This window comes from Streptomyces sp. NPDC005794 (genome assembly GCF_042871445.1).
Taxonomy (GTDB): Bacteria; Actinomycetota; Actinomycetes; order Streptomycetales; family Streptomycetaceae; genus Streptomyces.
This window is the reverse complement of sequence record NZ_JBIAIN010000039.1, coordinates 1-23,812: the sequence shown is the minus strand read 5'-3', so window position 1 is coordinate 23,812 and position 23,812 is coordinate 1. Positions and strand designations below refer to the sequence as shown.

At 69.5% G+C, this 23,812-nt stretch carries 23 protein-coding genes; 14 read left to right on the top strand and 9 right to left on the bottom strand.

What is annotated here, in order from left to right; all coding sequences use genetic code 11:
* Positions 1 to 247 precede the first annotated feature (247 nt).
* On the top strand, positions 248 to 1,075 hold the full coding sequence (locus ACFYQ5_RS35670; RefSeq protein ID WP_389203722.1) for an SGNH/GDSL hydrolase family protein: 828 nt from the start codon (positions 248 to 250) through the stop codon (positions 1,073 to 1,075).
* 22 nt (positions 1,076 to 1,097) lie between these two features.
* Here the strand turns inward: ACFYQ5_RS35670 and ACFYQ5_RS35665 are convergent, their stop codons facing one another.
* The 6 genes from ACFYQ5_RS35665 to ACFYQ5_RS35640 form a co-directional block, all read right to left on the bottom strand.
* A complete protein-coding gene (locus tag ACFYQ5_RS35665; RefSeq protein WP_389203725.1) occupies positions 1,098 to 2,015 on the bottom strand; it encodes an STM4011 family radical SAM protein in 918 nt (305 codons plus the stop codon).
* A 38-nt stretch (positions 2,016 to 2,053) separates the two neighbouring features.
* Positions 2,054 to 3,421 (bottom strand): STM4012 family radical SAM protein, encoded by a 1,368-nt coding sequence (locus ACFYQ5_RS35660; protein WP_389203720.1) that lies wholly within the window; start codon positions 3,419 to 3,421, stop codon positions 2,054 to 2,056.
* Complete coding sequence (locus ACFYQ5_RS35655) at positions 3,418 to 4,230, bottom strand: STM4013/SEN3800 family hydrolase (protein ID WP_389203723.1); 813 nt, start codon at positions 4,228 to 4,230, stop codon at positions 3,418 to 3,420. Before ACFYQ5_RS35655 ends, ACFYQ5_RS35660 begins: the two co-directional genes overlap by 4 nt.
* A 95-nt stretch (positions 4,231 to 4,325) precedes the next feature.
* Complete coding sequence (locus tag ACFYQ5_RS35650) at positions 4,326 to 5,483, bottom strand: STM4014 family protein (protein ID WP_389203719.1); 1,158 nt, start codon at positions 5,481 to 5,483, stop codon at positions 4,326 to 4,328.
* The gene (locus ACFYQ5_RS35645; protein ID WP_389203717.1) at positions 5,464 to 6,432 is read right to left on the bottom strand and encodes an STM4015 family protein; all 969 of its coding nucleotides are present in this window, start codon (positions 6,430 to 6,432) and stop codon (positions 5,464 to 5,466) included. Before ACFYQ5_RS35645 ends, ACFYQ5_RS35650 begins: the two co-directional genes overlap by 20 nt.
* Before the next feature lie 7 nt (positions 6,433 to 6,439).
* Positions 6,440 to 7,399: an STM4015 family protein gene (locus ACFYQ5_RS35640; RefSeq protein WP_389203716.1), complete on the bottom strand. Its 960-nt coding sequence runs from the start codon at positions 7,397 to 7,399 to the stop codon at positions 6,440 to 6,442.
* 187 nt (positions 7,400 to 7,586) lie between these two features.
* Here ACFYQ5_RS35640 and ACFYQ5_RS35635 point away from each other — a divergent pair, with 187 nt between their 5' ends.
* Positions 7,587 to 7,913, top strand: a complete 327-nt coding sequence (locus ACFYQ5_RS35635; protein WP_389203715.1) for a hypothetical protein — start codon at positions 7,587 to 7,589, stop codon at positions 7,911 to 7,913.
* An 80-nt stretch (positions 7,914 to 7,993) separates the two neighbouring features.
* The gene (locus ACFYQ5_RS35630) at positions 7,994 to 8,995 is read left to right on the top strand and encodes a DUF6745 domain-containing protein (protein ID WP_389203713.1); all 1,002 of its coding nucleotides are present in this window, start codon (positions 7,994 to 7,996) and stop codon (positions 8,993 to 8,995) included.
* A gap of 43 nt (positions 8,996 to 9,038) precedes the next feature.
* On the opposite strand, the gene ACFYQ5_RS35625 is transcribed toward ACFYQ5_RS35630, so the two are convergent.
* Positions 9,039 to 9,650, bottom strand: coding sequence for a TetR/AcrR family transcriptional regulator (locus ACFYQ5_RS35625; protein WP_389203711.1), 612 nt, complete (start codon positions 9,648 to 9,650; stop codon positions 9,039 to 9,041).
* A gap of 160 nt (positions 9,651 to 9,810) precedes the next feature.
* Between ACFYQ5_RS35625 and ACFYQ5_RS35620 the strand changes: the two genes are divergently transcribed.
* Together ACFYQ5_RS35620 and ACFYQ5_RS35615 are read left to right on the top strand one after the other, a co-directional pair.
* Positions 9,811 to 10,251, top strand: coding sequence for a PPOX class F420-dependent oxidoreductase (locus ACFYQ5_RS35620; protein WP_389203709.1), 441 nt, complete (start codon positions 9,811 to 9,813; stop codon positions 10,249 to 10,251).
* Between the two features lie 129 nt (positions 10,252 to 10,380).
* Positions 10,381 to 11,577, top strand: coding sequence for an MBL fold metallo-hydrolase (locus ACFYQ5_RS35615; protein ID WP_389203707.1), 1,197 nt, complete (start codon positions 10,381 to 10,383; stop codon positions 11,575 to 11,577).
* Positions 11,578 to 11,953: 376 nt separating this feature from the next.
* Here the strand turns inward: ACFYQ5_RS35615 and ACFYQ5_RS35610 are convergent, their stop codons facing one another.
* Both ACFYQ5_RS35610 and ACFYQ5_RS35605 read right to left on the bottom strand, forming a co-directional pair.
* Positions 11,954 to 12,901: a hypothetical protein gene (locus ACFYQ5_RS35610; protein WP_389203706.1), complete on the bottom strand. Its 948-nt coding sequence runs from the start codon at positions 12,899 to 12,901 to the stop codon at positions 11,954 to 11,956.
* Positions 12,902 to 13,425: 524 nt separating this feature from the next.
* Positions 13,426 to 14,109 (bottom strand): GntR family transcriptional regulator, encoded by a 684-nt coding sequence (locus tag ACFYQ5_RS35605; RefSeq protein WP_389203704.1) that lies wholly within the window; start codon positions 14,107 to 14,109, stop codon positions 13,426 to 13,428.
* A 108-nt stretch (positions 14,110 to 14,217) separates the two neighbouring features.
* Here ACFYQ5_RS35605 and ACFYQ5_RS35600 point away from each other — a divergent pair, with 108 nt between their 5' ends.
* From ACFYQ5_RS35600 to ACFYQ5_RS35560, 9 genes are all read left to right on the top strand, one after another.
* Positions 14,218 to 15,384, top strand: a complete 1,167-nt coding sequence (locus ACFYQ5_RS35600; protein ID WP_389203702.1) for a mandelate racemase/muconate lactonizing enzyme family protein — start codon at positions 14,218 to 14,220, stop codon at positions 15,382 to 15,384.
* A gap of 155 nt (positions 15,385 to 15,539) precedes the next feature.
* On the top strand, positions 15,540 to 16,904 hold the full coding sequence (locus tag ACFYQ5_RS35595; protein WP_389203701.1) for a cation:dicarboxylate symporter family transporter: 1,365 nt from the start codon (positions 15,540 to 15,542) through the stop codon (positions 16,902 to 16,904).
* A gap of 87 nt (positions 16,905 to 16,991) precedes the next feature.
* Positions 16,992 to 18,422, top strand: coding sequence for an NAD-dependent malic enzyme (locus ACFYQ5_RS35590; protein ID WP_389203699.1), 1,431 nt, complete (start codon positions 16,992 to 16,994; stop codon positions 18,420 to 18,422).
* A gap of 82 nt (positions 18,423 to 18,504) precedes the next feature.
* On the top strand, positions 18,505 to 19,374 hold the full coding sequence (locus ACFYQ5_RS35585) for a fumarylacetoacetate hydrolase family protein (RefSeq protein ID WP_389203697.1): 870 nt from the start codon (positions 18,505 to 18,507) through the stop codon (positions 19,372 to 19,374).
* A gap of 341 nt (positions 19,375 to 19,715) precedes the next feature.
* Positions 19,716 to 19,886, top strand: coding sequence for a hypothetical protein (locus ACFYQ5_RS35580; protein ID WP_389203695.1), 171 nt, complete (start codon positions 19,716 to 19,718; stop codon positions 19,884 to 19,886).
* 322 nt (positions 19,887 to 20,208) lie between these two features.
* A complete protein-coding gene (locus ACFYQ5_RS35575; RefSeq protein WP_389203693.1) occupies positions 20,209 to 20,802 on the top strand; it encodes a TetR/AcrR family transcriptional regulator in 594 nt (197 codons plus the stop codon).
* 110 nt (positions 20,803 to 20,912) lie between these two features.
* Positions 20,913 to 21,647 (top strand): NADPH-dependent F420 reductase, encoded by a 735-nt coding sequence (locus ACFYQ5_RS35570; protein WP_389203691.1) that lies wholly within the window; start codon positions 20,913 to 20,915, stop codon positions 21,645 to 21,647.
* Positions 21,648 to 21,741: 94 nt separating this feature from the next.
* Complete coding sequence (locus ACFYQ5_RS35565) at positions 21,742 to 22,461, top strand: nitroreductase (RefSeq protein ID WP_389203690.1); 720 nt, start codon at positions 21,742 to 21,744, stop codon at positions 22,459 to 22,461.
* Positions 22,462 to 22,504: 43 nt separating this feature from the next.
* Complete coding sequence (locus ACFYQ5_RS35560; protein WP_389203688.1) at positions 22,505 to 23,650, top strand: Gfo/Idh/MocA family oxidoreductase; 1,146 nt, start codon at positions 22,505 to 22,507, stop codon at positions 23,648 to 23,650.
* Positions 23,651 to 23,812: the final 162 nt, after the last annotated feature.

Genomic DNA, 23,812 nt, shown 5'->3' with positions numbered 1-23,812 from the left:
CCGCTTGGGGGCCCGCCCGCCCCCCCCCGCGGGGGGGCCGCCCCCCCCCCCCCCCCCGCGCGGGGCCCCGCGCGCCCCCCCCCCCCCCCCCCCCGGGGGGGGGGGGGGGGGGGGGGGGGGGGGGGGCCCCCCCCCCCCTCTCCTTATTCCGGCTTTACCAAAAACTGACCGGGTGGTCTTTCTCACCCACCGTCAACCCCTTATTACGGTCGCGTAGGTCACATTCGAAGGTGCAAGATAAGCCCTTGTGGCAGACGATTCGAGAAACAACCAACGAGGCATCATCGGGTCGTACGCAGCGATTGGCGACAGCTTCACCGAGGGCGTCGGAGACCCCGGCCCCGACGGGACGCTCGTCGGCTGGGCGGACCGGTTCGCGGTTCTCCTCGCGGACCAGCTCCCGGTTCCCGACGCGATGGTCGGCCCCGCGGACGACCCGCACGGAAATTTCCGGTACGCCAATCTCGCCGTACGCGGCCGCCTCCTCGACCAGATAGTCGAGGAACAGGTCCCCCGCGCCAAGGAGCTGGCACCTGATCTGGTGAGTTTCTGCGCGGGCGGCAACGACATCCTCCGTCCCGGTTCCGACCCGGACGACGTGGCAGAACGCTTCGAGCGTGCCGTCGCCGAGCTGACACAGGCGGTGGGCACCGTCATGGTCACCACCGGCTTCGACACCCGTGGCATCCCCGTGCTCAAGCACCTGCGGGGCAAGATCGCCATGTACACCGCGCATGTCCGGTCCATCGCCGACCGCTACGACTGCCCGGTGCTGGACCTGTGGTCCCTGCGGTCCGTGCAGGACAGGCGGGCCTGGGACAACGACCGGCTGCACCTCTCGGCTGAGGGCCACACCCGGGTCGCGCTGCGCGCGGCCCAGGTCCTCGGCATCGAGGTTCCGACCGACCCCGACCAGGTGTGGCCCCCGCAGGCACAGCGCGGAACGCTCGAGGTACGGCGCGACGACATCCAGTGGGCGCGTGAATACCTCGTCCCGTGGATCGGCCGCAGGCTGCGCGGCGAGTCCTCCGGGGACCACGTCGAGGCCAAGCGCCCCGACCTGCTGCCGCTCTGACCGTTCGGCCGCCGACGGGCCGTCAGCGGCTGACGAAGGGGAGCGGACGCCGGGCCGGACCCGGTGCCACGAGCCCGGCCTGGGCGGCTGTCCGCGGAGGACGGGCGGGTATCCGCTCCAGCACGCCGCCCGCGAACACGTCGTACAACGGCAGCGTCTCCAGATGCACGTAGCCGATGTGGCAGTCGCACACATCGAGCGGGCAGCCGCGCGGGCCGAGCGAGCTCCGGTAGCTGCCGTCGTAGAGGTTGCCCAGCTCGGTACGGACGAAGTGGCAGCGGCGTACCGTCCCGTCACCGTCCACCGAGACGACGGACTCACCGGTCCGGCAGGGCAGCCCGCGCGAGCTGTGCGGATGCCTGCTGTAGGGGAACAGCGGGTCCAGAGACGTCCAGCGGTCCGCCTGCTCATCCGTGTAGGTGTGCCCCTCGGCGGCGTTGACCCAGAGATACACCTCGGGCGGCAGCGCGGAGCGCAGCCGGCGGGCCTCCTCCAGATGCTCGTCGAGGCCGACGATCCCGACGCTGTGACGCACCCCGAGGGCCGTCAGCTCGCGGCACCGGCCCAGGAACCGCTCGTACGGCGTCTGGCCGGGGTGGTAGGTGCACCACAGGGCGACCTTGTCGCGCTCCGCCTCGGCCAGCCAGCCCGTACGGCCGCTGAGGTTGGTCTGGATGGCGACCCGGCCGATGTGCGGCAGCCGTGACAGCTCGACGAGCGCCTTCCGGTACCAGGACCGCACCAGGCCCTCGCCCCACGGGGTGAACAGCACCGACAGCCGGTCGCCGGTCTGCGCCGCGGCCCACGCGGTGAACCGCTCCAGGGCCGCACGGTCGGACCGGAGCTGCTCCCCGCTGTCCCGCCGCTTCGCGAACGGGCAGTAGGGGCAGTCGTAGTCGCACGAGGCCAGCGGGCCCCGGTAAAGGATCGTCAGGTCCATGCTCACCGCCTTGTCCATCGGGCTGTTCATCGGCCTGCTCACTTCGCTTCGTACGCGGCCATCGCGGCCCGCACCGCCGGGGAGAACAGCTCCGGGCCCAGGGCATCGGAGTGGGCCAGACCCTCGGGGGACAGACGCAGCAGGGCGGGGCCCGCCCCCTCGTCCAGCCAGCCGCGCGCGGAGAAGAGCTCCAGCTCGGCGGGGAAGTCCTCGTACGGATCCGAGCCGAAACGCTCGCGGTACTCGGCGGGCCGCGCCCCCTCGGCCTGGAGGAGCGACTGCAGGAGGTGGCGTCGGCGCGCCTCGTCGTCATCGACGTACCGGCCGACCTCCGCCCGGGAGAAGTCCGTGGTGGTGGTGAAGCCGTCGATGATGCCCCGGATCTCCCGCATCTCCACCGCGTAGTCGAAGGAGTAGTGCAGTGAGGAGGTGTACGAGCGGGCGCCGCAGCCCAGCCCGATCATGCCGTCGGTCTGGCAGGCGTAGTCGTCCGGGCCCGTGCGCGGGGCGTCGGCGCGGCGGAACATCCGCATCGACACCTGCTCATAGCCCTGGGCCAGCAGATGGTCGCGTCCCGCGCGGTACAGCCGCAGCCGCTGTTCGTCCCAGGCGGTGTCGGGCCCCTCGGGCCCCGCCGCTCCGTTGCCCAGCCGCCCGAGACCGGTCAGCGGGCGTACGTACAGCGGGTAGAGGTATAGCTCCTCCGGGCGCCAGGCCAGGGCGGCGTCCAGCGAGGTGCGCCAGCTCGCCTCGGTCTGGCCCTCGATGCCGTAGATCAGGTCGATGTTGAGGACCGGGATGCGGGCGTCGCGGATCCGGCCGAGGGCAGCCTCCACCTCGGAGCGGTGCTGAGGGCGGACCGCGGCCCGGGCCTCGGCGTCGACGAAGCTCTGTACACCGATGCTGACGCGGGTGGTGCCCCGGTCGGCCAGCACGCCCAGCCGGTCCGCCGTCGCCGTGGACGGCGAGGTCTCGACCGACAGCGGCACGGCCCGCAGGTCGGGCCCCATCCGTTTCTCCGCGATGTCGCAGAGGCGCTCCAGCTCGACGGCGGTGAGGAACGTGGGCGTACCGCCACCGAACGCCGCGGCGGCGAAACGCACCGGCCCGTCGTCGCCCAGCGCGTCCCGGACGGTCGTGGCCTGCCGGTCGAGCGCGTCGAGGTATCGCGTCGTCAGCTCTTCGGGGGCGCCGATGCGGGTGAACAGATTGCAGAAGCCGCAGCGGACCTCGCAGAACGGTATGTGGAGGTAGAGGGAGAGCGCGTCCTTGCGCTCCGCCGCCCAGAGCTCGCTCAGGGGCGGACATCCGCCGGGCCGGCCGTCGAGCGGGCGGTAGGCGGTCTTGTGCGGGTAGGCGTAGACGTAGCTGCGGTACGGGCTGGTGCTGTGCGTGGTGCCGGTCATCGGCGCGCCCCCGGTTCGAGGAAGAAGTGGGCATAGGGCACGGTCCAGACGGCTTCGTGACCGATGCGGTGGCCGGTGTAGCCGTCGTCGCCGTACGCCGTGCCGTGATCGGAGCAGACGATGGCGAAACACCTGCGGCGGCTGCTCGCCGCCGCGAAGAGGCGCCCGATGTGCCGGTCCACGTACTCCAGGGCCGCGGCGTGAGTCGCCCTGGAGTCTCCCGCGTCGGCGTCGGCGCCGGGAAGATGGAACCAGTTGGGCTGGTGCAGCGCCGACACATTGACGAAGAGGAACAGCCGTCGGTCCTCCGGGAGTTCCGCGACGACCTGCTCCGCGCGCGAGACCTGCGCCTCGAAGGAGGTAGGGGAGGCGACACCGAACTCCGGCTCCCAGTGGCTCTCCTGGAACATGCCGGGCAGCACCGAGCCGAGCGGCGGCCGGCGGTTGAAGAACCCCACGCCGCCGACACACACCGTGCGATAGCCCACGGCGGCGAGGCCGGAGAGCAGATCAGGGGACTCGTGGACGAAGGTGCCGTCCGCGGTCGACTCACTGCCCGCGAAGCGGGCGGCGAACAGCCGCGGGTGAGGACCGGGTGCGGCGGGAGTCGGCAGGAAACCGGCGAAGATCGCCTGATGGGAGGCGTAGGTGAAGCTGCCCGGCGCATGCCTCTTCTCCCAGACGCCGCCGGGCAGATGCCGGACGAGATTCGGGATGCGCCCGGCCGCGGCCAGTTCCTCGGCCACGTCGAAACGCAGGGTGTCCAGGGTGACGAGCAGAAGGTCGTGGCTGCCCACGACCGCGTTCATGTCGGGGTTCGGGCTCTCCACGTCGCGGGCGGTGGGATCAGGGGGCATCGGTGACACCGTCGTTCCTTGCTCGGTCGATACTTCTCAGGCCGTACTCAGGCCGTACTCAGGCGGTCGTGGCCTCGTCGGCCGTCGTGTGCGGAAGCCGCCAGCACGGCGGCGATCTGCGCGCCGTAGCTGTCCAGGTCCTCGGCGCCGCTGCCCGGCAGTCCGGTCAGACCCGGCAGGAGGTCCCCGAAGGCATTCACCTCGCCGACGGCGAAGCGCCGCCAGCCGGTCGTCGGCAGCAGATCGACGCCCACGCACAACGTGTCCGGGAAGCAGGCCGCGGCCCGCTCGCACACGGCCAGAGCGGCACTCCAACTGCCGCCCGCCGCCTCGACCGCTGCCCGCACCTCGCCCAGATCCCCGCGGGCGCCGCCCAGGTGCAGATTGGTCATGGGGGACCGGCTGGTCCGTACGACGGCGTGGGTCGCCTGCCCGGCGACCACCACGACCCGGAGGTCGGCGACCCGTCCTCGCTGGGACGCCTTCGGCAGCCAGCGTTCGATATGCAGTCCGTCCGGAGCCAGGGCGTCGACGAGCGCAGCCACCTCGCGCTCCGTCGTGCAGCGGCGCACCCGCAAGGAGTTGAACAGCCGGCCCTCCTCGTCCCGTTCCACGGAGGTGGTTGCCCGTATCCTCGGGCCGGCCGTTTCGAGGGCCATCACCCCGGAGGCGGAAGAGCCGTGAGCGGGCTTCACGAACACCCTCGGCATACGGTGCTCCGTCATCAGACGGAGTACGTCCGCCCACCCCCGCACGGGTTCCGCGTCAGGTCCCGAGGTGGGGGAGTCCGGCACCGGCACCCCAGCGGCGTCCAACACGCCGTGACAGAGCCGTTTGTCGAACAGCACCGCGATGTCCCGGGGGTCGTCCAGCAGCACCGCACCCGCCGCTGTCGCCGCCCGTGCCACCTCCTGAACGGCCGAGGTGAAGCGTGCGTACCAACGGGCCGACCCCTCGACCCTGGTCTGATCGTCGCCACCGCGCAGCAGCCGGTCCACCTCGGCGTCCTCACCGGGAGAGTCGATGCGCACTGTTTCCCCCGGGAAGAAGACCGCCTCTCCCCGCAGCACATCCAGCCAGGACACCGTGCGCGCGGCGGGCAGCCCGGCGGCGCGCACGGCGTCCTGGAAGAGGCCGACCCTGCGGTTGGCGGGGATGCCGACGACCGCGAGGCGCGGCTGCCCGCTATTCGCTGACGGCGACATAGCGGGCCTCTTCATCCTCGGGATCCCATTCGACTGCCTCGTCGAGCCCGACCCGGATACCGGCCCGGGTGCACAGCTCCTCGATACGGGCGACGAAAGGGGCCGAGAGATAGTGGTGGTGCAGATCCAGCGAGGACAGATGGGTGAGCGGCTGGCCGTCGAGGAGGGCCTGCGCTCCCGCGTCGCTGAGCGTGCCCATCGCGAGGGACAACGACTCCAGCCGGGCGACGACCGGGGCCGAGGCCACGGCAACGGCGATCTCGTCCTGGATCTCACTGTTCTGCAGGCCGAGATGACGCAGCCGCGGGAAGGCGGCGCCGGACAGCACCGGGGCCAGGTCCGCGACCGTGGCGTCCCCGCCGTACCCAGCGGAACCGAACCAGAACTCCAGGTGCCGGAGGGCGGGCAGATCGGACGCGCCCACGGCGCGGACGACGTGACCGGGCAGGCCGCCGGACTCGAACCGCAGCGATTCGAGTGCCCGATGGCGGACCGGGCGCAGCAGGAGGTGCTCCTCGTCGGGAACCCCGTCACCGCCGCCGCGCACGGTCAGCTCCTCCAGCGAAGGGAGAGCTTCCAGCACCGGAGTGATGTCGCACATCTCCAGCCAGGAGACCTCGCATTCCTCCCCCTCCACATCGGCGAGGAACAGTGCGCGCAGCGACGGGAAACGGTGTGCGTCGGCGACGATCGCGCCGACGACAGGATCGAAGGAGATGTAGTCCTCCTTCCACCAGGGGCCGATCAGCAGAGCGCGGACCTGGGTGGTGTCGACCTCGGCGAGGAACTGCTGCCAGACCTCCTCGAACGTCAGCTCGCACGGCGGGCATTCCAGCCGCCAGGCCACGGAATCAGGTGCCGGCAGCGCCCTTGCCCCGGTCGGTTCGGGCAGGGGCAGGGTGTGGACCGGGAGGCCGTGAAAGACATCGGGGTGTGTGATGTCGGTCATCGCGCCCTCACTCCGCGACCGCGGTGTAGCGGCCCTCGGGGCCGAGGTCGTCCCACGGCTCGCAGCGCTCGGACAGGTCGACCGACACACCGTGCGGCTCCAAGGCCTCCGAGATACGGCGTTCCATCGCCTCGGTCAGGAAGTGGTGGTGCAGGTCGAGCGAGGTGAGATGGGTGAGCGGCTGGCCTTCCAGCAGCGCGGCCGCGCCCTCGTCGCCCAGCGTGCCGTTCGACAGATCGAGGGTGCGGAGCTGCGCGACGACCGGCGCCGAACCGATCGCGGCGGCGATCTCGTTCTGCAACTCGCTGTTGCGCAGGCCCAGGTGGTGCAGTCGGGGGAAGCGGGTACCGGCGAGCAGCGGAGCCAGATCCGGGACGACCGCGTCGCCTCCGTACGCGGAGACGCCGAGCCAGAGGTCCAGACGCTCCAGCGCGGGGAGCTCGCTGTCCAGCACTCCACGCAACGCCTCCGCGGGCAGCCCGCCGCTCTCGATGGTGAGCGCACACAGGGACGCGTGCTTGACGGGCGGGAATATCAGGTCCGTGCCACCGCGAACACCGAGGTGGGTCAGGTCCGGGAAGGCGGAGAGCAGAGCGGTGACGTCCGACTGCTCGATCCAGGAGATCTCGGCCTCTTCCGCCGTCAGATCCCCGACGAAGACCGCCCTGAGCGAGGTCAGCCGGTCGGCCGCGGCGGTGACGAGCCCGATGGGATACGCAGACGTCTCTTCGTACGCCTCACCCCACTGCCCGATGATCAGGACCGCGACACCTGACGGATCGACGGCTTCGAGGAAGGCGTTGAACTCGTCCTCCCAGGTGGCGCCGCCCTCATCGGGGTCGTACGGGTTGACACCGATGCGCCAGGCCGCGGCATCGGCCGACGGACGGGCCTGCCCCTCGGACTCACGCCGGAAATCGACGGCCGGAAGGCCGAGCAACTCGTTCAGACGGTCTGCGTCGGACATGGCACCGATCTCCTGATACTGGGAACGACTGATGTCCGCAAGGTTTATCAAGGGCCACTGACAACGACGTGACCGGGGACGGTGTGACCGCGCAACGGAGGCCGGACAGCCGTCGATGTCAGACCCCTCTCGTAGCGTTTTCCCTGTGACCGGCACGAAGGGTGCCGGGACGTGAAGGGAGACGTCTGTGTACCGGCAGGGCGATGTACTGATGGTGGCACTGGAGGAGTCGGAGGTGCCCGCGCACTTCCTCGACGCGCAGGGTGAACTGCGCGACGGACGAGGGCGGCTGGTCCTGGCGCTGGGCGAAGTCACCGGCCACGCACACGCGGTGCAGGGACCGGGCCGGCTGATGCGGGAGGCGGGGCCGTTCGGTCCGATGCTGCTCCATCTCCCCGAGGGCGGACGCGTGGTCCACGAGGAGCACGCCGCGATAGCGCTGCCGAAGGGCTGGTTCCGCGTCGTGCGTCAGCGCGAGTACGCCCCGGGCGCGGTCCGCATCGTCGCGGACTGACCCTCCCGCGACGGGATGTGAGGTGGTCCGGTGATGTGCGGTCAGGAAACAGGGACAAGGAACAGGGGCGGGGAATACCGATGCAGTACGTGAACTCATGGCGCGCCGTGGCGGCGGCGACGGGCAGGGCCGACAGGCGCGCGGCCGAGGAAGGGGTACGGCTCGCCTATCGCGGTGCGGGGCTCGCGGAACCGGAGCGCATCATCTGGGCGGACTCGCCCAAGGCGGCCGTCGAGGCCGTGGAGAAGCTGTCCGACGCGGGACGTTCGGTGCGCGAAGAGGTCCGCACCCGTCCCTGGGCGGAGGAACGCCGCCGGATGTACGACGAACTGGGCCCGGCCGGCTGGTCCGCGCTGTGGTCCGCCACCGGCGCCCAGCTGTGGGAGACCACCGCCGCGCTGGCCGAGAGGATACGCACGGGAGTCGTCGCCGAGCTCGCGACCCGGCCCGACGAAGAGTCCGGCATCCGCCTCGTGCTGCTCGACGCGGTCCTCGGCCAGCACGACGCGGCCTGGCTCGCGGCCTTCGACGGCCGGGGCGACCGGCTGACCGGCCTGTCGGAGGTCGCCAGGAACGCCGGTTGGTGGTGGCCCTACGAAAACGCCGTGGTGATCAGTGAGCGGCCGGAGGCACTCCATCGCGACGAGGCGGGACGGCTCGACCGTGGCGACGGACCGGCTCTCGCCTACCCTGACGGCTTCGCCCTGTACGCCTGGCGCGGCATGCCCGTGCCGGCCGAGTTCCTGGACGGCTTGGCGAGCCTGACTCCGGACCGTATACGCGCCGAGGAGAACGCGGAGCTGCGCCGCGTGATGCTCGAGTACTACGGCTACGACCGTTACCTCTCCGAGTCGGGCGCCGAGCCGATGCACCGGGACGAGACCGGAATCCTCTGGCGCATCGCGATGGAGGGCGACGAGGACGTCGTCATGGTCGAGGTCGTCAACTCCACCCCCGAGCCCGACGGAACGCACCGCACCTACTGGCTGCGGGTACCGCCAAGGACCCGGACCGCGAAGGAGGGTGTCGCCTGGACCTTCGGGCTCGAGGGAGAGGCCTACGCGCCGGTGCGCCAGACCTGACCGGGCGCATGTGGCCGGCCCGGGCGTGTACGCCGGGGCGTCCTCAGGCGGTCAGAACCTCGTGTTCGATGCCGAGTTCGCGGGCGAGCGCCTCTTCGGTCCACTGCAGCATGGTGGCCCGGGAGAGCGGACCCGCGTACGACGTCATCTGGACGGCCAACCCGTCCAGGAGGGCCGTCAGCCGCCACGCCACGGACATCGGATCCTCGCAGTGGAACTCACCCGCCGCCGCGCCCTCCTCGATGACCTCGGCCAGCTCCGCCTTCCACTGCTGGTCGAGATCTCCGGCCACGTCACGCAGCACCGGATCACGCAGGGCGGACGCCCAGCCCTCGATCCACAGCCGCCACCCCTTGGCCTGACCGGTCGGGGCGTACCAGCGAACGGCGGCCCGGAGCCGCCGGACGGCGGTGGTACGGCGGGTCAGCAGCCTGCGCAGATGGGCGAGGTCGGCCTCCGCCGCGTACGCGAACGCGGCGGCCACCAATTTCTCCTTGGACGAGAAGTGGTAGAGCACCAGGGCGTTGCTCACCCCGAGAACAGCGGCCACATCGGCGATCCGGACCGCGGACACACCCCGGACCTCGATCTGCTCGACGGCAGCGCGCAGGAGCTCCTCACGACGCTCCGCCACGCTCAGCCGTACTCTTGCCACCCGATTACCCTAACCAACGCCCTGGTCCGGACATCCGCCCCCGTGCCCGACGTCCTGCCGGTACCCGTGGGAGAGGGCTGTCAGCGATGCGCGGAGCACCGCATGCGACTTCGTCCCCCGGATGCGGAATCCTGCGGGGGGTACAGACGTTGGAGTCGGCATGACGGACTTCGAACCTGGGCGCGAGGCGCTGCTCCGTATCTTCGGGGAGCACGACGGCGGGGTACTGGTCACCCTCAAGCGTGACGGCAGGCCACAGCTGTCCAACGTGAATCACGCCTACTACCCCGAAGAGGGGGTGATCCGTGTGTCCGTCACGGAGGGCCGGGCGAAGACCCGGAACCTCCGCCGGGACCCGCGGGCGAGCTACCACGTGACCAGCGAAGACCGGTGGGCCTGGACTGTCGCCGATGCTACGGCCGAGCTGACCCCGCCCGCCGCCGACCCGCACGACGCGACCGTCGAGCAGCTGATCACCCTCTACCGGGACGTCCGGGGGGAGCATCCCGACTGGGACGACTACCGCCGGGTGATGGTCCAGGACCGCAGGGCCGTCCTGACCCTGCGGATCGATCATGTCTACGGCCAGCCGCGTGCCTGATCCGATCCGCCCCGCCGCACAGCTGCGACACGGCCCCGGTGGACGTGCGAGTGCTCCGTACACCGTCGAGTTCTCGCCCTGCCGCACCCCCCGACCATAATGAGACGACCGACTCCCTCTGGAGATGTTGTGACCGGCGCCGACAACCAGCCTTCGCTCCGTACCCGACTCCGCTCGCTGCGCCCGGACGCCTTCGGGGCGGACCCGGCCGGGGCGCGGATGGAGCGGATCCGCCGCTCGCCCCATTTCGCCGACGGAGTGTTCCAGAATCCGGAAGGCGCCCGGACCAGGCCGTCGGGCTCCATGCTCGAATTCGCCAAGGTGTACTTCCGCAAGGAGGAACGGGCCCGCAGATCGCCGCTCGGCATCGTGCCTGTGCATGCCACGACCCTGGCCGATCTGGCCGCGCCGTCGGCGACGGGCCTGCGGGTGACCTGGCTGGGCCACTCCAGCGTGCTCACCGAGATCGACGGCCGCCGGGTGCTGTTCGACCCGGTCTGGGGCGAGCGCTGCTCGCCGTTCGCCTTCGCGGGTCCCAAGCGGCTGCACCCCGTTCCGCTGCCGCTTGCCTCGCTGGGGCACGTGGACGCCGTCGTGATCTCCCATGACCACTACGACCATCTCGACCTGCCCACGATCAGGGCCCTGGCCGGGACGGACACGGTCTTCGCGGTGCCGCTCGGAGTCGGAGCCCACCTGGAACGGTGGGGCGTGCCCCTGGAACGCATCCACGAGCTCGACTGGAACGAAACCGCGCAGATCGCGGGCCTCAGCCTGACCGCCACCCCCGCACGGCACTTCTGCGGGCGCGGGTTGCGCAACCAGCAGCACACGCTCTGGGCTTCATGGGTCGTCGCAGGCCCGGAGCACCGGGTCTACCACAGCGGGGACACCGGTTACTTCTCCGGCTTCCAGGACATCGGGGCCGAGCACGGCCCCTTCGACGTGACGATGATCCAGGTCGGCGCATATTCGGAGTACTGGCCGGACATCCACATGTCGCCTGCTGAGGGGGTTCAGGCGCATCTTGACCTGCAGGGCGGCCGGCCGCACGGTGTGCTGCTGCCGATCCACTGGGGCACGTTCAACCTCGCACCGCATCCGTGGGCCGAGCCGGGGGAGTGGATGACGGATGCTGCCGGGGAAGTGGGGCAGGCGGTGGCGTTCCCTCGGCCGGGTGAGCCGTTCGAGCCGTCCGGTGAGCTTCCCTCGGATGCGTGGTGGCGTGCGGTGTCGGCGCCCATTGCGCACCCGTGGCGTCGTCCGGAGGTGGCGGGTGCGGCACCGGTGCACCGGGAGGAAGTCGATCTTGCGGGCGAGCGGTGAGGTAAGGCAACGGCGATGCCGAGCGGCTCTCTCAACTGCTGAGTGATCTGCCGTGTGAGGAGAGGGCTCGTCTGTGGGCGGTTATCGACGGGCCCTCTCGAAGTGGGCCGTCAGCTGTGCCGCGAAAATTCGAGCCGTTGCCCTCCGTGCAGGGCTCATCGCGCGTCTTGGTCAAAACGCGCATCGCCTGAGCCGCGGGCGGCGTTGGGGTGCCTGGCGAAGCTCGTTTCGGCGGGACGGCCGGGACAAGCCGATCCACACAGCGCGCGGACTGGGGTAGCGCCAACATGCTTTCAGCGGCGTCCACTGCACGGCGCTGCATCTACAGCGATGGTAGGGCGCCCGCCGGCTGTCTATGCCTCAGCCCTCGAGGAGATCACCCCTGGGGGAGGATTCCCGGCATGTAGCCTCTGGCAGGGGACAGATTCCGCCAGTCGGGGTCTCCCTCCTCGACGGGCTCTGCTCGCCAGTCGTCCTCCTCCTCGTTCAGGCTGCGGAACGCCTCGTGTAGATAGCCGGAGAGAACCTCGTTGTCCCGCTGGCCCGGGCGTCGCCGGTCCTCGGGAACCGTCCAGTCTGCCGCGAAAAGAGTGCCGTCGGTGTAGAGCATGTGCTCCTGGCGAGGCCGGTGGCGGCCGAGCAGGCCCAGGATGTCGTCGTGAAGGCCTGCGGTTTCGTTGCGTCGAGCCGAGCGTTCCACACGCTGCAGCACTGGTGCCAAGACTCCGAGCGTCACGCCGAGCGCCGCGAAACCAGCCACGGCGTAGTCGCCCAGAATGAGTGGTTCCTGATGGGCGCAGGCGTCCAGGAACGGCGCGTAGTAGGCCAGCACATGTAGGTCCGGGTCGACGGGGAGGTCTACGGCGCGAGAGGCGACCGCGTCCGGGTCTATCGCCGTCAGACGCATAGGGCTGTGGGGTGAGGAGAAGTGCACGGCGCTCGCATACGCGATCGTCGGCTCTTCGCCCTTGATGGTCTTGACCGTCCTCTTCTGCTCCTCCATGGCTGTGCGCAGCTCGTTCTTCAGCGGGCCGGAGCGGCCCTTGGCTTCCGCGACGACATACCCGCCGGAGGTCCGCTCTCCGAAGAAGTCCGCCCGGCTCTGCCCGGGGAAGGTGAGATGGTGGGCGGAGGCGTAGCGGGCGACATGCATGAAGAACCGAACGGACAGCTGACTCTCGGCGAAGATCTGGCACATGGCCTGTCCCAGGGTGTAGGAGAGCATGCCCTTCTCGGAGGGGTCGAACTCGCGGGCGAGGTCGGTACGTGTGATGCGAGTGACCGGGTCATCGCTCCAGCTGAGACAGGCGGGCAGGGCCGCCACGCTGTGGCACCACTCGTACGTTGACGACCCCTCCGTGCTTGGCCTGGTCGTACGGGGCCCTGCCCGTGATGAACAATGCGCGCGCCAAGTCCTGTGGCAGGACTGGTAGATCCTGCTCGACGGGGACGCCGGTTCCGGCCGGGAAGAGCGTGGCGTTAGTTTGCACGCGCGCGGGGCCATTGGAGAACATTCTCGCCGCTTCCCGGGTTCGGGGGGAATATCATCGGGCAGTCGTTGCAGGCCCGCCAGTATGAGATGGCAGATCGACGGTCCGGGGTGGTGGAGGGCTAGACGGCGATCGTTGGCTGCCCCGGAACCTCCGACAGTCTCCTTGAAGCCTCTCGGAAACAGGCGTTGACCAGCGGTGACGCAGAATCTGCAGAGGCTCGTGGAGATACACCCATGAGGGGTGCCTGTCACCGTTCTGTAGATGACCGAAGATCGCCACCCGGCCCGCCACCGAGCACTGACACCTGTGGTGACCAAGCATCAGAAGACTGCACGTCCGTGTAACCATCTGCGCATCACGCCGTATGGGCGCCTTCACGGTCTTCCAGGGCGCTGATGGCGGTGGCGGTGAGGCTGTGGGCGATGTGGTCACGCATCAACCGGGCGGTCTCGATGGCCCGTCCGTCCTCGATGAGGTCCACGAGCTGGTGATGTTCGTGGAGATCCCGGGTACGGGGTTCGTCGCCGGGCGGCAGTTCGAGGCCGAGGCGCCGATAGCGGTCGGACTTGTCCCAGAGATCGTCCAGGAGACCGATGAGCACGTCGTTGTGCGAGGCCCGGTACAGCGCCTGATGGAAGGCACGATGGGCCGTGAGTGCCTCTTCCCCCCACTGACGTGTGACAGGGAGCAGCTTGTCGACGGCAGCCCGCATGGTCGCGATGTCCTCGTCGGTACGTCGCTGAGCTGCGAGTTCGGCGGCGGTCGGGTCCAGGGACAGGCGGACCTCGAACAACTGGCGGGCTTCGTCCGAGGTCATGGTGGAGACCCGGACGTCGCGGTGGGTCTCGACGGTGACGAGCCCCTCGCTGCTGAGGCGGCGGATGGCCTCGCGCAAGGGCGTGATGCTCATGTTCAGGGACTCGGCGAGGTCGTACTGCGCGAGCCGTGACCCTGCGGGCAGCGTGCCGAAGAGGATCTGACCCCTCAGCTCCGCATAGGCGAGGTCGCTCTTGCTCAGGAACAGGTTCGTGTCGGCCATCGCCCCGTACGAATCCTTTCCGGGTGCTCGCACCCCCTTGACAGTCCCGGTCAGGACACCTCAGCCTAACACCGGCATATCTTATAAGATATTAGAGAGGTCGTCACAATGAAGATCACCAACGTCTACGAGGGCGTCGTTCCGATCAGCTCCTCGATCCGCAACGCCTGGATCGACTTCAGCTCCATGGACTGCTCGATCGTGGCGATCGAGAGCGACGTCATCCGTGACGGCAAGCCACTCGTCGGCTACGGCTTCAACTCCAACGGCCGCTACAGCGCCGGAGAGATCCTGCGCCGCCGAGTCCTGCCCCGCCTGCTGAACGCCGAGCCCGGCAGCCTCCTCGACGAACAGGGCGGCCTGGACCCGGCCAAGGCGTGGGACGTGATGATGCGCAACGAGAAGCCCGGCGGGCACGGCGAGCGCTCGGTCGCGGTCGGCGTGGTCGACATGGCCCTGTTCGACCTGGCGTCCAAGATCGAGGACAAGCCGCTGTACCAGTACCTGTCCGAGCGCCACGGCGACGGGCAGCCCGACGACTCGGTGTTCGTCTACGCCGCCGGTGGCTACTACGCCCCGGGCAAGACCCTCACCGACCTGCAGGACGAGATGCGCGGCTTCCTCGACCTGGGCTACGACGTCGTGAAGATGAAGATCGGCGGCGCCGACCTGGCCGAGGACCTGCGCCGCATCGAGGCCGTCATCGAGGTCCTGGACGGTGACGGCTCACGGCTGGCCGTCGACGTCAACGGCCGCTTCGACCTCACCACCGCGCTTGAGTACGGGCGGGCCATCGAGCCGTACGGGCTGTTCTGGTACGAGGAGATCGGCGACCCTCTCGACTACCACCTCAACGCCACCGTCGCCGAGCATTACACCGGCTCCATCGCCACCGGCGAGAACCTCTTCTCCCTGCAGGACGCCCGCAACCTGATCCGCTACGGCGGCATGCGCCCCGACCGCGACACCCTCCAGTTCGACCCGGCCCTCTCCTACGGGCTCACCGAATACCTGCGCATCCAGGACATGCTCCGCCAGCACGGCTGGTCCTCCCGCCGCTGCATCCCGCACGGCGGTCATCAGTTCTCCCTGCACATCGCCGCCGCCCTCAAGCTCGGCGGCAACGAGTCCTACCCGGGCGAGTTCCAGCCCACCGGCGGCTTCGCCGACGACGCCGTCGTCGAGAAGAGCCAGGTCGGCCTCACTGACATCCCCGGCATCGGCTTCGAGGGCAAGGACGCCTTCTACAAGGTGCTGCGCGACCTGCACAACTGACCGGCACCGGCAGGCGGCCCGCTCAGGCAGCGGGCCCCCGCCGCCGGCGCCACCGAGCACCACGTACGACCCGGGGACGCGAGCCGCTTCACGTCCCCCCGCACCCCCCCACGGGACAGGGCTACACACGATCGTCGTGCAAGGGAGCACCAACGATGACAAGCACCACCACTACCGACCGCCCACAGCGGTCACGGCTGAACCGCCTGATACGCGAGCTGTGGTTCCAGGTCGTGCTGGCCGCGGCCCTCGGCATCGCCGTCGGCATCCTCGCACCCGGGCTCGGCGAGGCGCTCAAGCCACTCAACGACTGGTTCATCGCCCTGGTCAAGATGATCGTGATCCCGGTCGTCTTCTGCGTGGTCACCACAGGCATCGCCTCCATGGACAACCTGCGCAAGGCAGGCCGGATCGGTGTGAAGGCGATCGGCTACTTCCTGGTGCTCTCCTTCGTGTCCATGCTCATCGGGCTCGTGATCGCCAACGTCTTCCAGCCCGGCTCCGGCCTCAGTGTCGACCCCGCCTCGCTGAACGCTGACGACGTGCCCGAAACCGAAACGGAGCACGCCACCCTCACTGGATTCGTCTCCTCCCTCATCCCCTCCTCACTGCTGGGCGCGATCACCGGCGACGCGATCCTGTCCGCGCTGATGGTCTCGATCATCTTCGGCGTGGCCCTGAACATGGCCGGCGAGGACGGCGCACCCCTGACCCGCGGCATCAAGGCGCTCTCGGACGTCGTCTTCCGCATCGTCGGCTGGGTCATGCGGCTGGCACCCCTGGGCACGTTCGGCGCTCTGGCAACCGTGGTCGCCACCTACGGCGCGGACAGCCTCAAGCAGCTCGGCTATCTCATCATCCTGTTCACCGCCACCTGCATCCTTTACGTCCTGGTCGTCCTCGGGGCCATCATGCGGGCCTGCCGGCTGAGCCTGTTCGGCCTCATGCGCTTCCTCAAAACCGAACTGCTCGTCGCCCTGAGCACCTGCTCCAGCGAGGCCGTCCTGCCGCAACTGGTACGCAAGCTCGAGATCCTCGGCATCGGCCGGCCCGTGGTCGGCATCGTCATCCCCTCCGGGTTCTCCTTCAACCTGGACGGCTCCGCGGTCTACCTCACGATGGCCTCCCTGTTCCTGGCCCAGGCCATGGGCATCGATCTGTCCTGGCAACAGCAGCTGATCATGGTCGGCGTCATGATGCTCACCAGCAAGGGAACAGCCGGGATCGCGGGGGGCGCGTTCATCGTGCTCGCCAGCACCGTCACCGCGGTCGGCCACGTGCCCCTGGCCGCGCTCTCCCTGATCGTCGGCATCGACCGCATCCTCAACGAGGGCCGCGTCTTCATCAACGTCCTCGGCAACGCCGTCGCCACCATCGTCATCGGCAAATGGGAGAAGGACATCGACATGGACCGGGCCCGCACGATCCTGAGCTCCGGCACCATGCCGCCGCAGCCCGTCGAGAGCACCGAGCTCGACACAGCCAAGATCAATACCACCAAGGCCGACATGGCCAAGTGACCTCGCCGGACAAGCGAAACACTTCCTACGGCATCCGCCGGCGGCATCCCCACGCCGCCGCGCACCAGGACAGATGAGGACCATCCCATGAGCACGCCCAGCGTCTCCTATTCGATGACCATCCGGCTCGAAGTCCCCGCGGGAGGCAACGCCGTCTCCCGGCTGACTGCCACCATGGAGGCGCTGGGCGGCTCGGTGACGGCGCTCGACGTCATCTCCTCAGACGCCGACCGTCTCGTCATCGACGTCACGATCGCGGCTTCCTCGACCTCGCACGCGGACGAGATCGTCGAAGGTCTGCGGGACATCGAGGGCGTCGTCCTCGGCAAGGTCTCCGACCGTACGTTCCTGATGCACCTCGGCGGCAAGATCGAGATGGCGTCCAAGCACCCCATCCGCAACCGTGACGACCTCTCGATGATCTACACCCCGGGTGTGGCGCGGGTCTGCATGGCGATCGCCGAGAACCCCGAGGACGCCCGCCGCCTCACCATCAAGCGGAACTCCGTCGCGGTCGTCACCGACGGCTCGGCGGTGCTCGGCCTCGGCAACATCGGCCCGATGGCGTCGCTCCCCGTGATGGAGGGCAAGGCCGCCCTCTTCAAGCGCTTCGCCGGCATCGACGCCTGGCCGATCTGCCTGGACACGCAGGACACCGATGAGATCGTCCAGATCGTCAAGGCGATCGCCCCCGGTTTCGCGGGCATCAACCTGGAGGACATCTCCGCCCCCCGCTGCTTCGAGATCGAGGCGCGGCTGCGCGAGGCCCTGGACATCCCGGTCTTCCACGACGACCAGCACGGCACCGCGATCGTCGTCCTGGCCGCGCTGACCAACGCGCTGCGCGTGGTGGGCAAGTCGATCGGTGACGTACGGGTCGTCATGTCCGGCGCCGGCGCGGCCGGCACGGCCATCCTGAAGCTGCTCATCGCCGCGGGCGTCAAGCACGCGGTGGTCGCCGACATCCACGGTGTGGTGCACGCGGACCGCGAGGACCTGGTGGACGCCACCCCGGAATCGCCGCTGCGCTGGATCGCCGACAACACCAACCCCGAGGGCGTCACCGGCACCCTCAAGGAGGCCGTCGCCGGCTCCGACGTCTTCATCGGCGTCTCCGCCCCCAACGTCCTGGACGGCACCGACGTCGCCGCCATGGCGGAGGGCGCGATCGTGTTCGCGCTCGCGAACCCGGACCCCGAGGTCGACCCGGCAATCGCCCGCGAGACAGCGGCCGTTGTCGCCACCGGACGCTCCGACTTCCCGAACCAGATCAACAACGTGCTGGTCTTCCCGGGTGTCTTCCGCGGTCTGCTGGACGCCCAGTCCCGCACGGTGGATACCGACATGATGCTGGCCGCGGCCCAGGCCTTGGCGGACGTGGTGAGCGGGGACGAGCTCAACCCGAATTACATCATCCCCAGCGTATTCAACGACAAGGTCGCGGGCGCCGTCGCAGGCGCCGTCCGGGACGTGGCCAAGGCTGTCGGATCCACACCCACGGACGCGCCACCCCGCTGACCTCAGCTCGCTGACCCCGCCCTGGCCCGCAGGCCGAGTACTCCGGTGCTCGGCCTGCGGGCAGCCACCGAAAGACTTCTCCATGCAGCTCATGCGCATCGGCCCGCCCGGCCGGGAGCGACCTGTCGTCAGGGTCGACCAGCAGACCTACATCGACGTCTCCGACCTGGTCGAGGACTACAACGAAGCGTTCTTCGCAGCCGGCGGCCCCCGCCTGCTGCACGAAGCCGTCGCCGCACGCCGCGCCGCCGGCAGACTCCACAGCTTCGGCACCGAACGGATCGGTGCCCCCATCGCTCGCCCCCACCAGATCCTCGGGATCGGCGCCAACTACCGCAGCCCAGGCAGCACCACCCCTGTCGCCCAGGAGCCGCTCGTCTTCTCCAAGGCACCCAATTCGCTGTCCGGACCGTACGACCCCGTCCACATACCCCGCGATTCCACGCATACCGACTGGGAAGTCGAACTGGGCGTCGTCATCGGCATCCGCAGCCACTACCTGGCCGACGACGAAGCCGCCCTCGCCGCCATCGCCGGATACGTTCTGGTTAACGACATCAGCGAGCGGACCTTCCAGAAGGAGCGCGGAGGACAGTGGCTCAAGGGCAAGTCCGCGCCCACCTTTAACCCGTGCGGCCCCTGGCTGGCCACGCCGGGAGCTCTCGGCGACACCAAAAACCTGCGCCTGTGGCTGGACCACAACGGCGTACGTCGCCAGGACGGCACGACCGCCGACATGCTCCTGAGCAGTGCGGGCATCATCCGTCATCTGAGCGAATTCATGGTCCTGGAGCCCGGAGACCTCATCAACACCGGTACCCCGTTCGGCGCCGGCAAGGACCTCAGCCCGCCGCAGTACCTCACGCCCGGCGACACTCTCACCTGCGGCGCGGACGGGCTGGGCCGCCAGCATCAGACTGTCACCGGAATGGGAAGAAAGCAGGCTGCTTGACTGCCACACGCAGCCCGGCGCCGGTCAGGGCCGTGCCGACGTTCCTCGCGCCGGCCGGCGTGCCGCCGGGGGCAGGGGGCTCGCCGTGGAGCAGCTGGAGACGGCGCGAGATACGAGGGCCTCTCACGGAACCGCGTCAGCCCACCTCCCAACAGAGGGCCTTCGCCGCTCTCGCGGGGTGCTTCCATCGCGGGCTCTTCCCACCCCGTTCGCAAGACGAGGGCGTTGGGCGACGGCTCGTCGGCCATGACGGCGCTGCGTGCCCAGGCGGTGGCCAGCGTGCTGAGGAACAGGTCGCGTCCCCGTACCCAGGGTTCGGCACCGCCGTCGCGCTGGGCCGCGTGCACGCTGGGATTGGTGACGAATCCGAGGCGCCGGTAGATCCCGAACTCGGCCGCATCGACGTCGACGCCCAGATCCTGTTCACCGAGAACCGCGCCCAGACCCTGGTGGTACTGACCACTCGCCCCGGCACGGAGAGCCACAGCAAACTCGAACGCTCTCCGTCATAGGACACCAGCAGCTCACCCCCTGACATCCTGGGCCAGGAGACGGGCCAGGGCTCGGCGCAGAGTGGCCGAACAAGCGGGCCACGGTCCAGGACGCCGAAGTCGTCGGGACCGGCAGCGCGGCACCGTGGGCGCCCACCCGGCTCGGCACGACTCTTGCCCTGCGCGCTCTACGGTCAGACATGTCGGGCCCCTGCGCTGTCCGAGCTCCGGGACCGGGCCGCCGATTTGACCGGATGCCGCCTCCGTTTTAGTCTCGGACGTGTGCGGAGGCAGTATCCGTTTTGATGTGGCCGCAGAATAAAGGGCAGGTAGAGGAGGGCGTATGAGCGCCGAGGAACTGCGGGGACGTAAGCCCCGCGCGGACGTCCAGCGCAACCGTGCCGCCCTCCTGGAGACCGCGCAGCGTCACTTCCTGCAGCACGGGGTCGGCACCTCCCTTGAGGCGGTGGCCAAGGAGGCCGGCGTCGGGCCCGGCACCCTGTACCGGCACTTCCCCACCCGAGAGGCGCTGCTGGCGGCCGTGCTGCAGACGCGCTCCGAGGAGCTGGTGGCCCGCCAGGCGGACATCGAACAGCTCGACGACCCCGCCGACGCGCTGGAGCTGTGGCTGCGGGCGATGGAGGACTACTTCAGCGCCTACAGCGGCCTTCCGGAACCGCTCATGGCCGCGGCCAGGGCGCATGAGCCGGACAGCCCGCTCACGATCCCCTGCGGCATCCTCATCTCCGCCACCGATCAGTACGTGCGAGCCGCGCAGCTTGCGGGGCGCGTGCGCGCGTCGGTGCGGGGGCACGACCTGTTCCTCGCGGCCTGTTCCGTTGCCTGGATCAAGGGCACCGGTACCGAGGAGGAGCCGCTCGACCGGCTTCGCACGCTCATCGCGAGCGGCTACCGCGAGCGGGACACCCAGGCGTAAACGGTCAGGCGCCCCGCCCGCCCCGACCCACGCAACCCCAGGTGGCACCACCACCCGGCCATCACATCTCGCTTGCCTCAGGGGCAGCGCAACCTCCCAAAGGACAAATCATGAAAATTGCCGTTATAGGCGCTGGCGCCATCGGCGGGAACCTCGCTGCCAAGCTCAGCACGGCCGGTCACGACGTCCAGGTGGCCGACGCCCGCGGCCCCGAGGCCGTCCGGGCGGAGGTGCTGGAGTCGGGGGCCCGCGCGACGGACCTCGCCGACGCCGTCCAGGGCCGGGACGTCATCGTCCTGGCCATCCCCTTCGGTGTGGCGGGGGAGCTGGCCGGCCTGTTCGCCTCGGTCCCCGCCGAGACCGTGGTCATCGACACCTCGAACTACTATCCGTTCCTGAGCGGGCAGATCGAGGCCGTGGACAACGGCGAGGTCGAGAGCGTGTGGAACGCCAAGCAACTGGGGCGCCCCGTGGCCAAGGCGTGGAACGCCGCCCTGGCCGAAACTCAGCGGACCCGGGGCGTGCCGGCCGGAACGCCCGGCCGCCTCGCCATCCCCGTTGCCGGCGACTCCAAGGAGGCGCGGCGGGTGGCCATGCAGCTCGTGGATGACACTGGCTTCGACCCCTACGACGCCGGCACACTGGCCGACTCCTGGCGTCAGCAGCCGAACAGCCCCGCCTACTGCACCGAGCTGACCCTCGACGAGCTGCCGGCGGCCCTGGCCGCGGCCGACCGCGTCAAGGACGCCCGCATCCGCGACAGCGTGCCGGAACGCCTCGCCACCCGCCCGGCCACGGCCACCCTGGACGACATCGTCGAGATGAACCGCGCCGCCCACCGCTGACGCAGCGGAGCCGTCCGGCCGTGCCAGGCCGGCAGGAACACCCGTGAAGCGCATCTGAATTTGCGGGAGTCAACCACTCCAGAATGGAATCGCCTTGTCTACCACAGCCATGCCCACTCCGGCTTCGGTCTTCACCGACATCGTGCAGGCCCGGCACTCTGTGCGGAGTTTCCTCCCCGATCCGTTGTCCGCTTCGGACATGCGCGGCGTGCTGGAAGATGCACAGGCCGCCCCGTCGAACTGCAATACGCAGCCGTGGACGGTGCACATCGTCTCCGGCGCGGCGCGGGACGCCCTGAGCAAGGAGATACTCAGGGCCGACGAGGAGGACCGCTTCTCGCCCGATTTCACCTTCGACTACGCCGACTTCGGTGACGGCGCCTACCTCGACCGGGCACACCACCACGCCGCGACCGTGACCCAGGCCCAGGGCCTGAAGCGCGAAGACCGGGAAGCCCGGAAAGTCGTCGCCCGCAAGGGCCTGGAGTTCTTCGGTGCGCCGCACGCCGCCTTCCTGTTCATGCCGACGTTCGGCGACGGAGTGCGGGCGGCCGGCGACATCGGCATGTACGGGCAGAACTTCCTGCTCTCTCTCGCCGCCCGCGGTCTTGCCGGCATCCCGCAGACCCAACTCGGCTTCCACGCCGACACCGTCCGCGACTTCCTCGGCGTCCCCGAGGACCTCAAGCTGCTGTTCGGCATCTCCTTCGGCATCGCCGACGAGACCACGCCGGTGAACAACGTCCGTATGGACCGCATCCCGCTGCAGCAGAGCGTGGTCCTGCACGACACCCCCAGCATCCTCGACGCGTAAGCCCGCTGCGCTCGTCACCGGCAGGAAGAGAAGACCCACCACCATGTCATTCACCGTCTCAGCCGCCGAACCACTCCAATCTCCCGTAGGCGTCGGCATCATCGGGCTGAGCGCGCGCGGCGGCTGGGCCGCCCGCGCCCATGTACCGGCCCTGGAAGCGCTGAAGGGAAAGTTCGAACTGCGCGCGCTGAGCGCCAGCAGCGCCGAGTCCGCCAGGGCCGCCGGGCAGAAGTACGGCATCCCACTGGCCTTCGGCAGCGCCGAGGAACTGGTGCGTCGCGACGAAGTGGACTTGGTGGTGGTGACCGTGAAGGTCCCCCACCACCGGAGGCTCGTCGAGGCGGCACTGCACGCGGGCAAGAACGTCCTGTGCGAGTGGCCCCTGGCCAACGGCCTTGCAGAAGCAGAGGAGCTGGAGGGGCTCGCCGCCCGTGCGCGCGTCCGCGGCTTCGTGGGCCTCCAGGCCCGTGCCAACCCTGCCCTGCGGTACACGCGCGACTTGGTCGCCGAGGGCTACGTCGGCGAGGTGCTGTCCACCAGCATGATCGCCTCCGGCGGTGCCTGGGGACCCACCTTCTCCTCCGGCAGCGAATACCTGCTCGACCGGGACAACGGGGCCACCATGCTCACCATCCCCTTCGGACACACCATCGACGCGCTCTCGACGGTCCTTGGTGAGTTCACCGAGACCACCGCCACCACGGCGGTCCGCCGCCCCCGCGTCACCAACGCCGAGACCGGCGAGAGCACGACCATGACGACGGCCGACCAGGTCGCGGTCACGGGAGTCCTGGAGACCGGGGCCGTCGCCTCCGTCCACTACCGCGGAGGCTCCTCCCGCGGGACGAACTTCCACTGGGAGATCAACGGAACCGACGGCGATCTCATCGTCACCGCGCCCAGCGGGCACCTGCAGCTGGCACCCGTCACCCTGCACGGCGCCCGCGGCAACGACGCCCGACTCACCGAACTCGCCGTCCCTGACACCTACGAGTGGGTCCCTTCCATTGCAGGCCGCTCCGACGAACCCGGCTACGCCCTGGCCCACGCGTACGCCGACCTCCACGATGACTTGACCGAGGGGACCCGCACCGCACCCGACTTCGGGCACGCCGTACGCCGCCACCGCCTCCTCGACAGCATCGAACGCGCCGCAACCACCGGCGAACGCGTCCGACTCGCCCCCTGACGCGGGCCGTTCAGAAGGGGGCGGAAGGGATCTGCCGACGTGACCGGATGATGAGCGGGTTCCGCTGCGGGTCTATCAGGATTCAGGTGTGGTTCGTCTTTTTGGCCTACGGGTTTCTGGTTGGGCTGTGCGGCCTACACTCGTCCGGCGGTAAGGCGGCCG

Bases quoted from the DNA above. Each gene is read 5' to 3' on its own strand.
- ACFYQ5_RS35650 (WP_389203719.1), bottom strand. From the start codon at position 5,483: ATGTCGCCGTCAGCGAATAGCGGGCAGCCGCGCCTCGCGGTCGTCGGC.
- ACFYQ5_RS35665 (WP_389203725.1), bottom strand. From the start codon at position 2,015: ATGGACCTGACGATCCTTTACCGGGGCCCGCTGGCCTCGTGCGACTAC.
- ACFYQ5_RS35595 (WP_389203701.1), top strand. From the start codon at position 15,540: ATGACAAGCACCACCACTACCGACCGCCCACAGCGGTCACGGCTGAAC.
- ACFYQ5_RS35655 (WP_389203723.1), bottom strand. From the start codon at position 4,230: ATGAACGCGGTCGTGGGCAGCCACGACCTTCTGCTCGTCACCCTGGAC.
- ACFYQ5_RS35640 (WP_389203716.1), bottom strand. From the start codon at position 7,399: ATGTCCGACGCAGACCGTCTGAACGAGTTGCTCGGCCTTCCGGCCGTC.
- ACFYQ5_RS35660 (WP_389203720.1), bottom strand. From the start codon at position 3,421: ATGACCGGCACCACGCACAGCACCAGCCCGTACCGCAGCTACGTCTAC.
- ACFYQ5_RS35620 (WP_389203709.1), top strand. From the start codon at position 9,811: ATGACGGACTTCGAACCTGGGCGCGAGGCGCTGCTCCGTATCTTCGGG.
- ACFYQ5_RS35600 (WP_389203702.1), top strand. From the start codon at position 14,218: ATGAAGATCACCAACGTCTACGAGGGCGTCGTTCCGATCAGCTCCTCG.
- ACFYQ5_RS35605 (WP_389203704.1), bottom strand. From the start codon at position 14,109: ATGGCCGACACGAACCTGTTCCTGAGCAAGAGCGACCTCGCCTATGCG.
- ACFYQ5_RS35575 (WP_389203693.1), top strand. From the start codon at position 20,209: ATGAGCGCCGAGGAACTGCGGGGACGTAAGCCCCGCGCGGACGTCCAG.
- ACFYQ5_RS35590 (WP_389203699.1), top strand. From the start codon at position 16,992: ATGAGCACGCCCAGCGTCTCCTATTCGATGACCATCCGGCTCGAAGTC.
- ACFYQ5_RS35560 (WP_389203688.1), top strand. From the start codon at position 22,505: ATGTCATTCACCGTCTCAGCCGCCGAACCACTCCAATCTCCCGTAGGC.
- ACFYQ5_RS35585 (WP_389203697.1), top strand. From the start codon at position 18,505: ATGCAGCTCATGCGCATCGGCCCGCCCGGCCGGGAGCGACCTGTCGTC.
- ACFYQ5_RS35645 (WP_389203717.1), bottom strand. From the start codon at position 6,432: ATGACCGACATCACACACCCCGATGTCTTTCACGGCCTCCCGGTCCAC.
- ACFYQ5_RS35570 (WP_389203691.1), top strand. From the start codon at position 20,913: ATGAAAATTGCCGTTATAGGCGCTGGCGCCATCGGCGGGAACCTCGCT.
- ACFYQ5_RS35630 (WP_389203713.1), top strand. From the start codon at position 7,994: ATGCAGTACGTGAACTCATGGCGCGCCGTGGCGGCGGCGACGGGCAGG.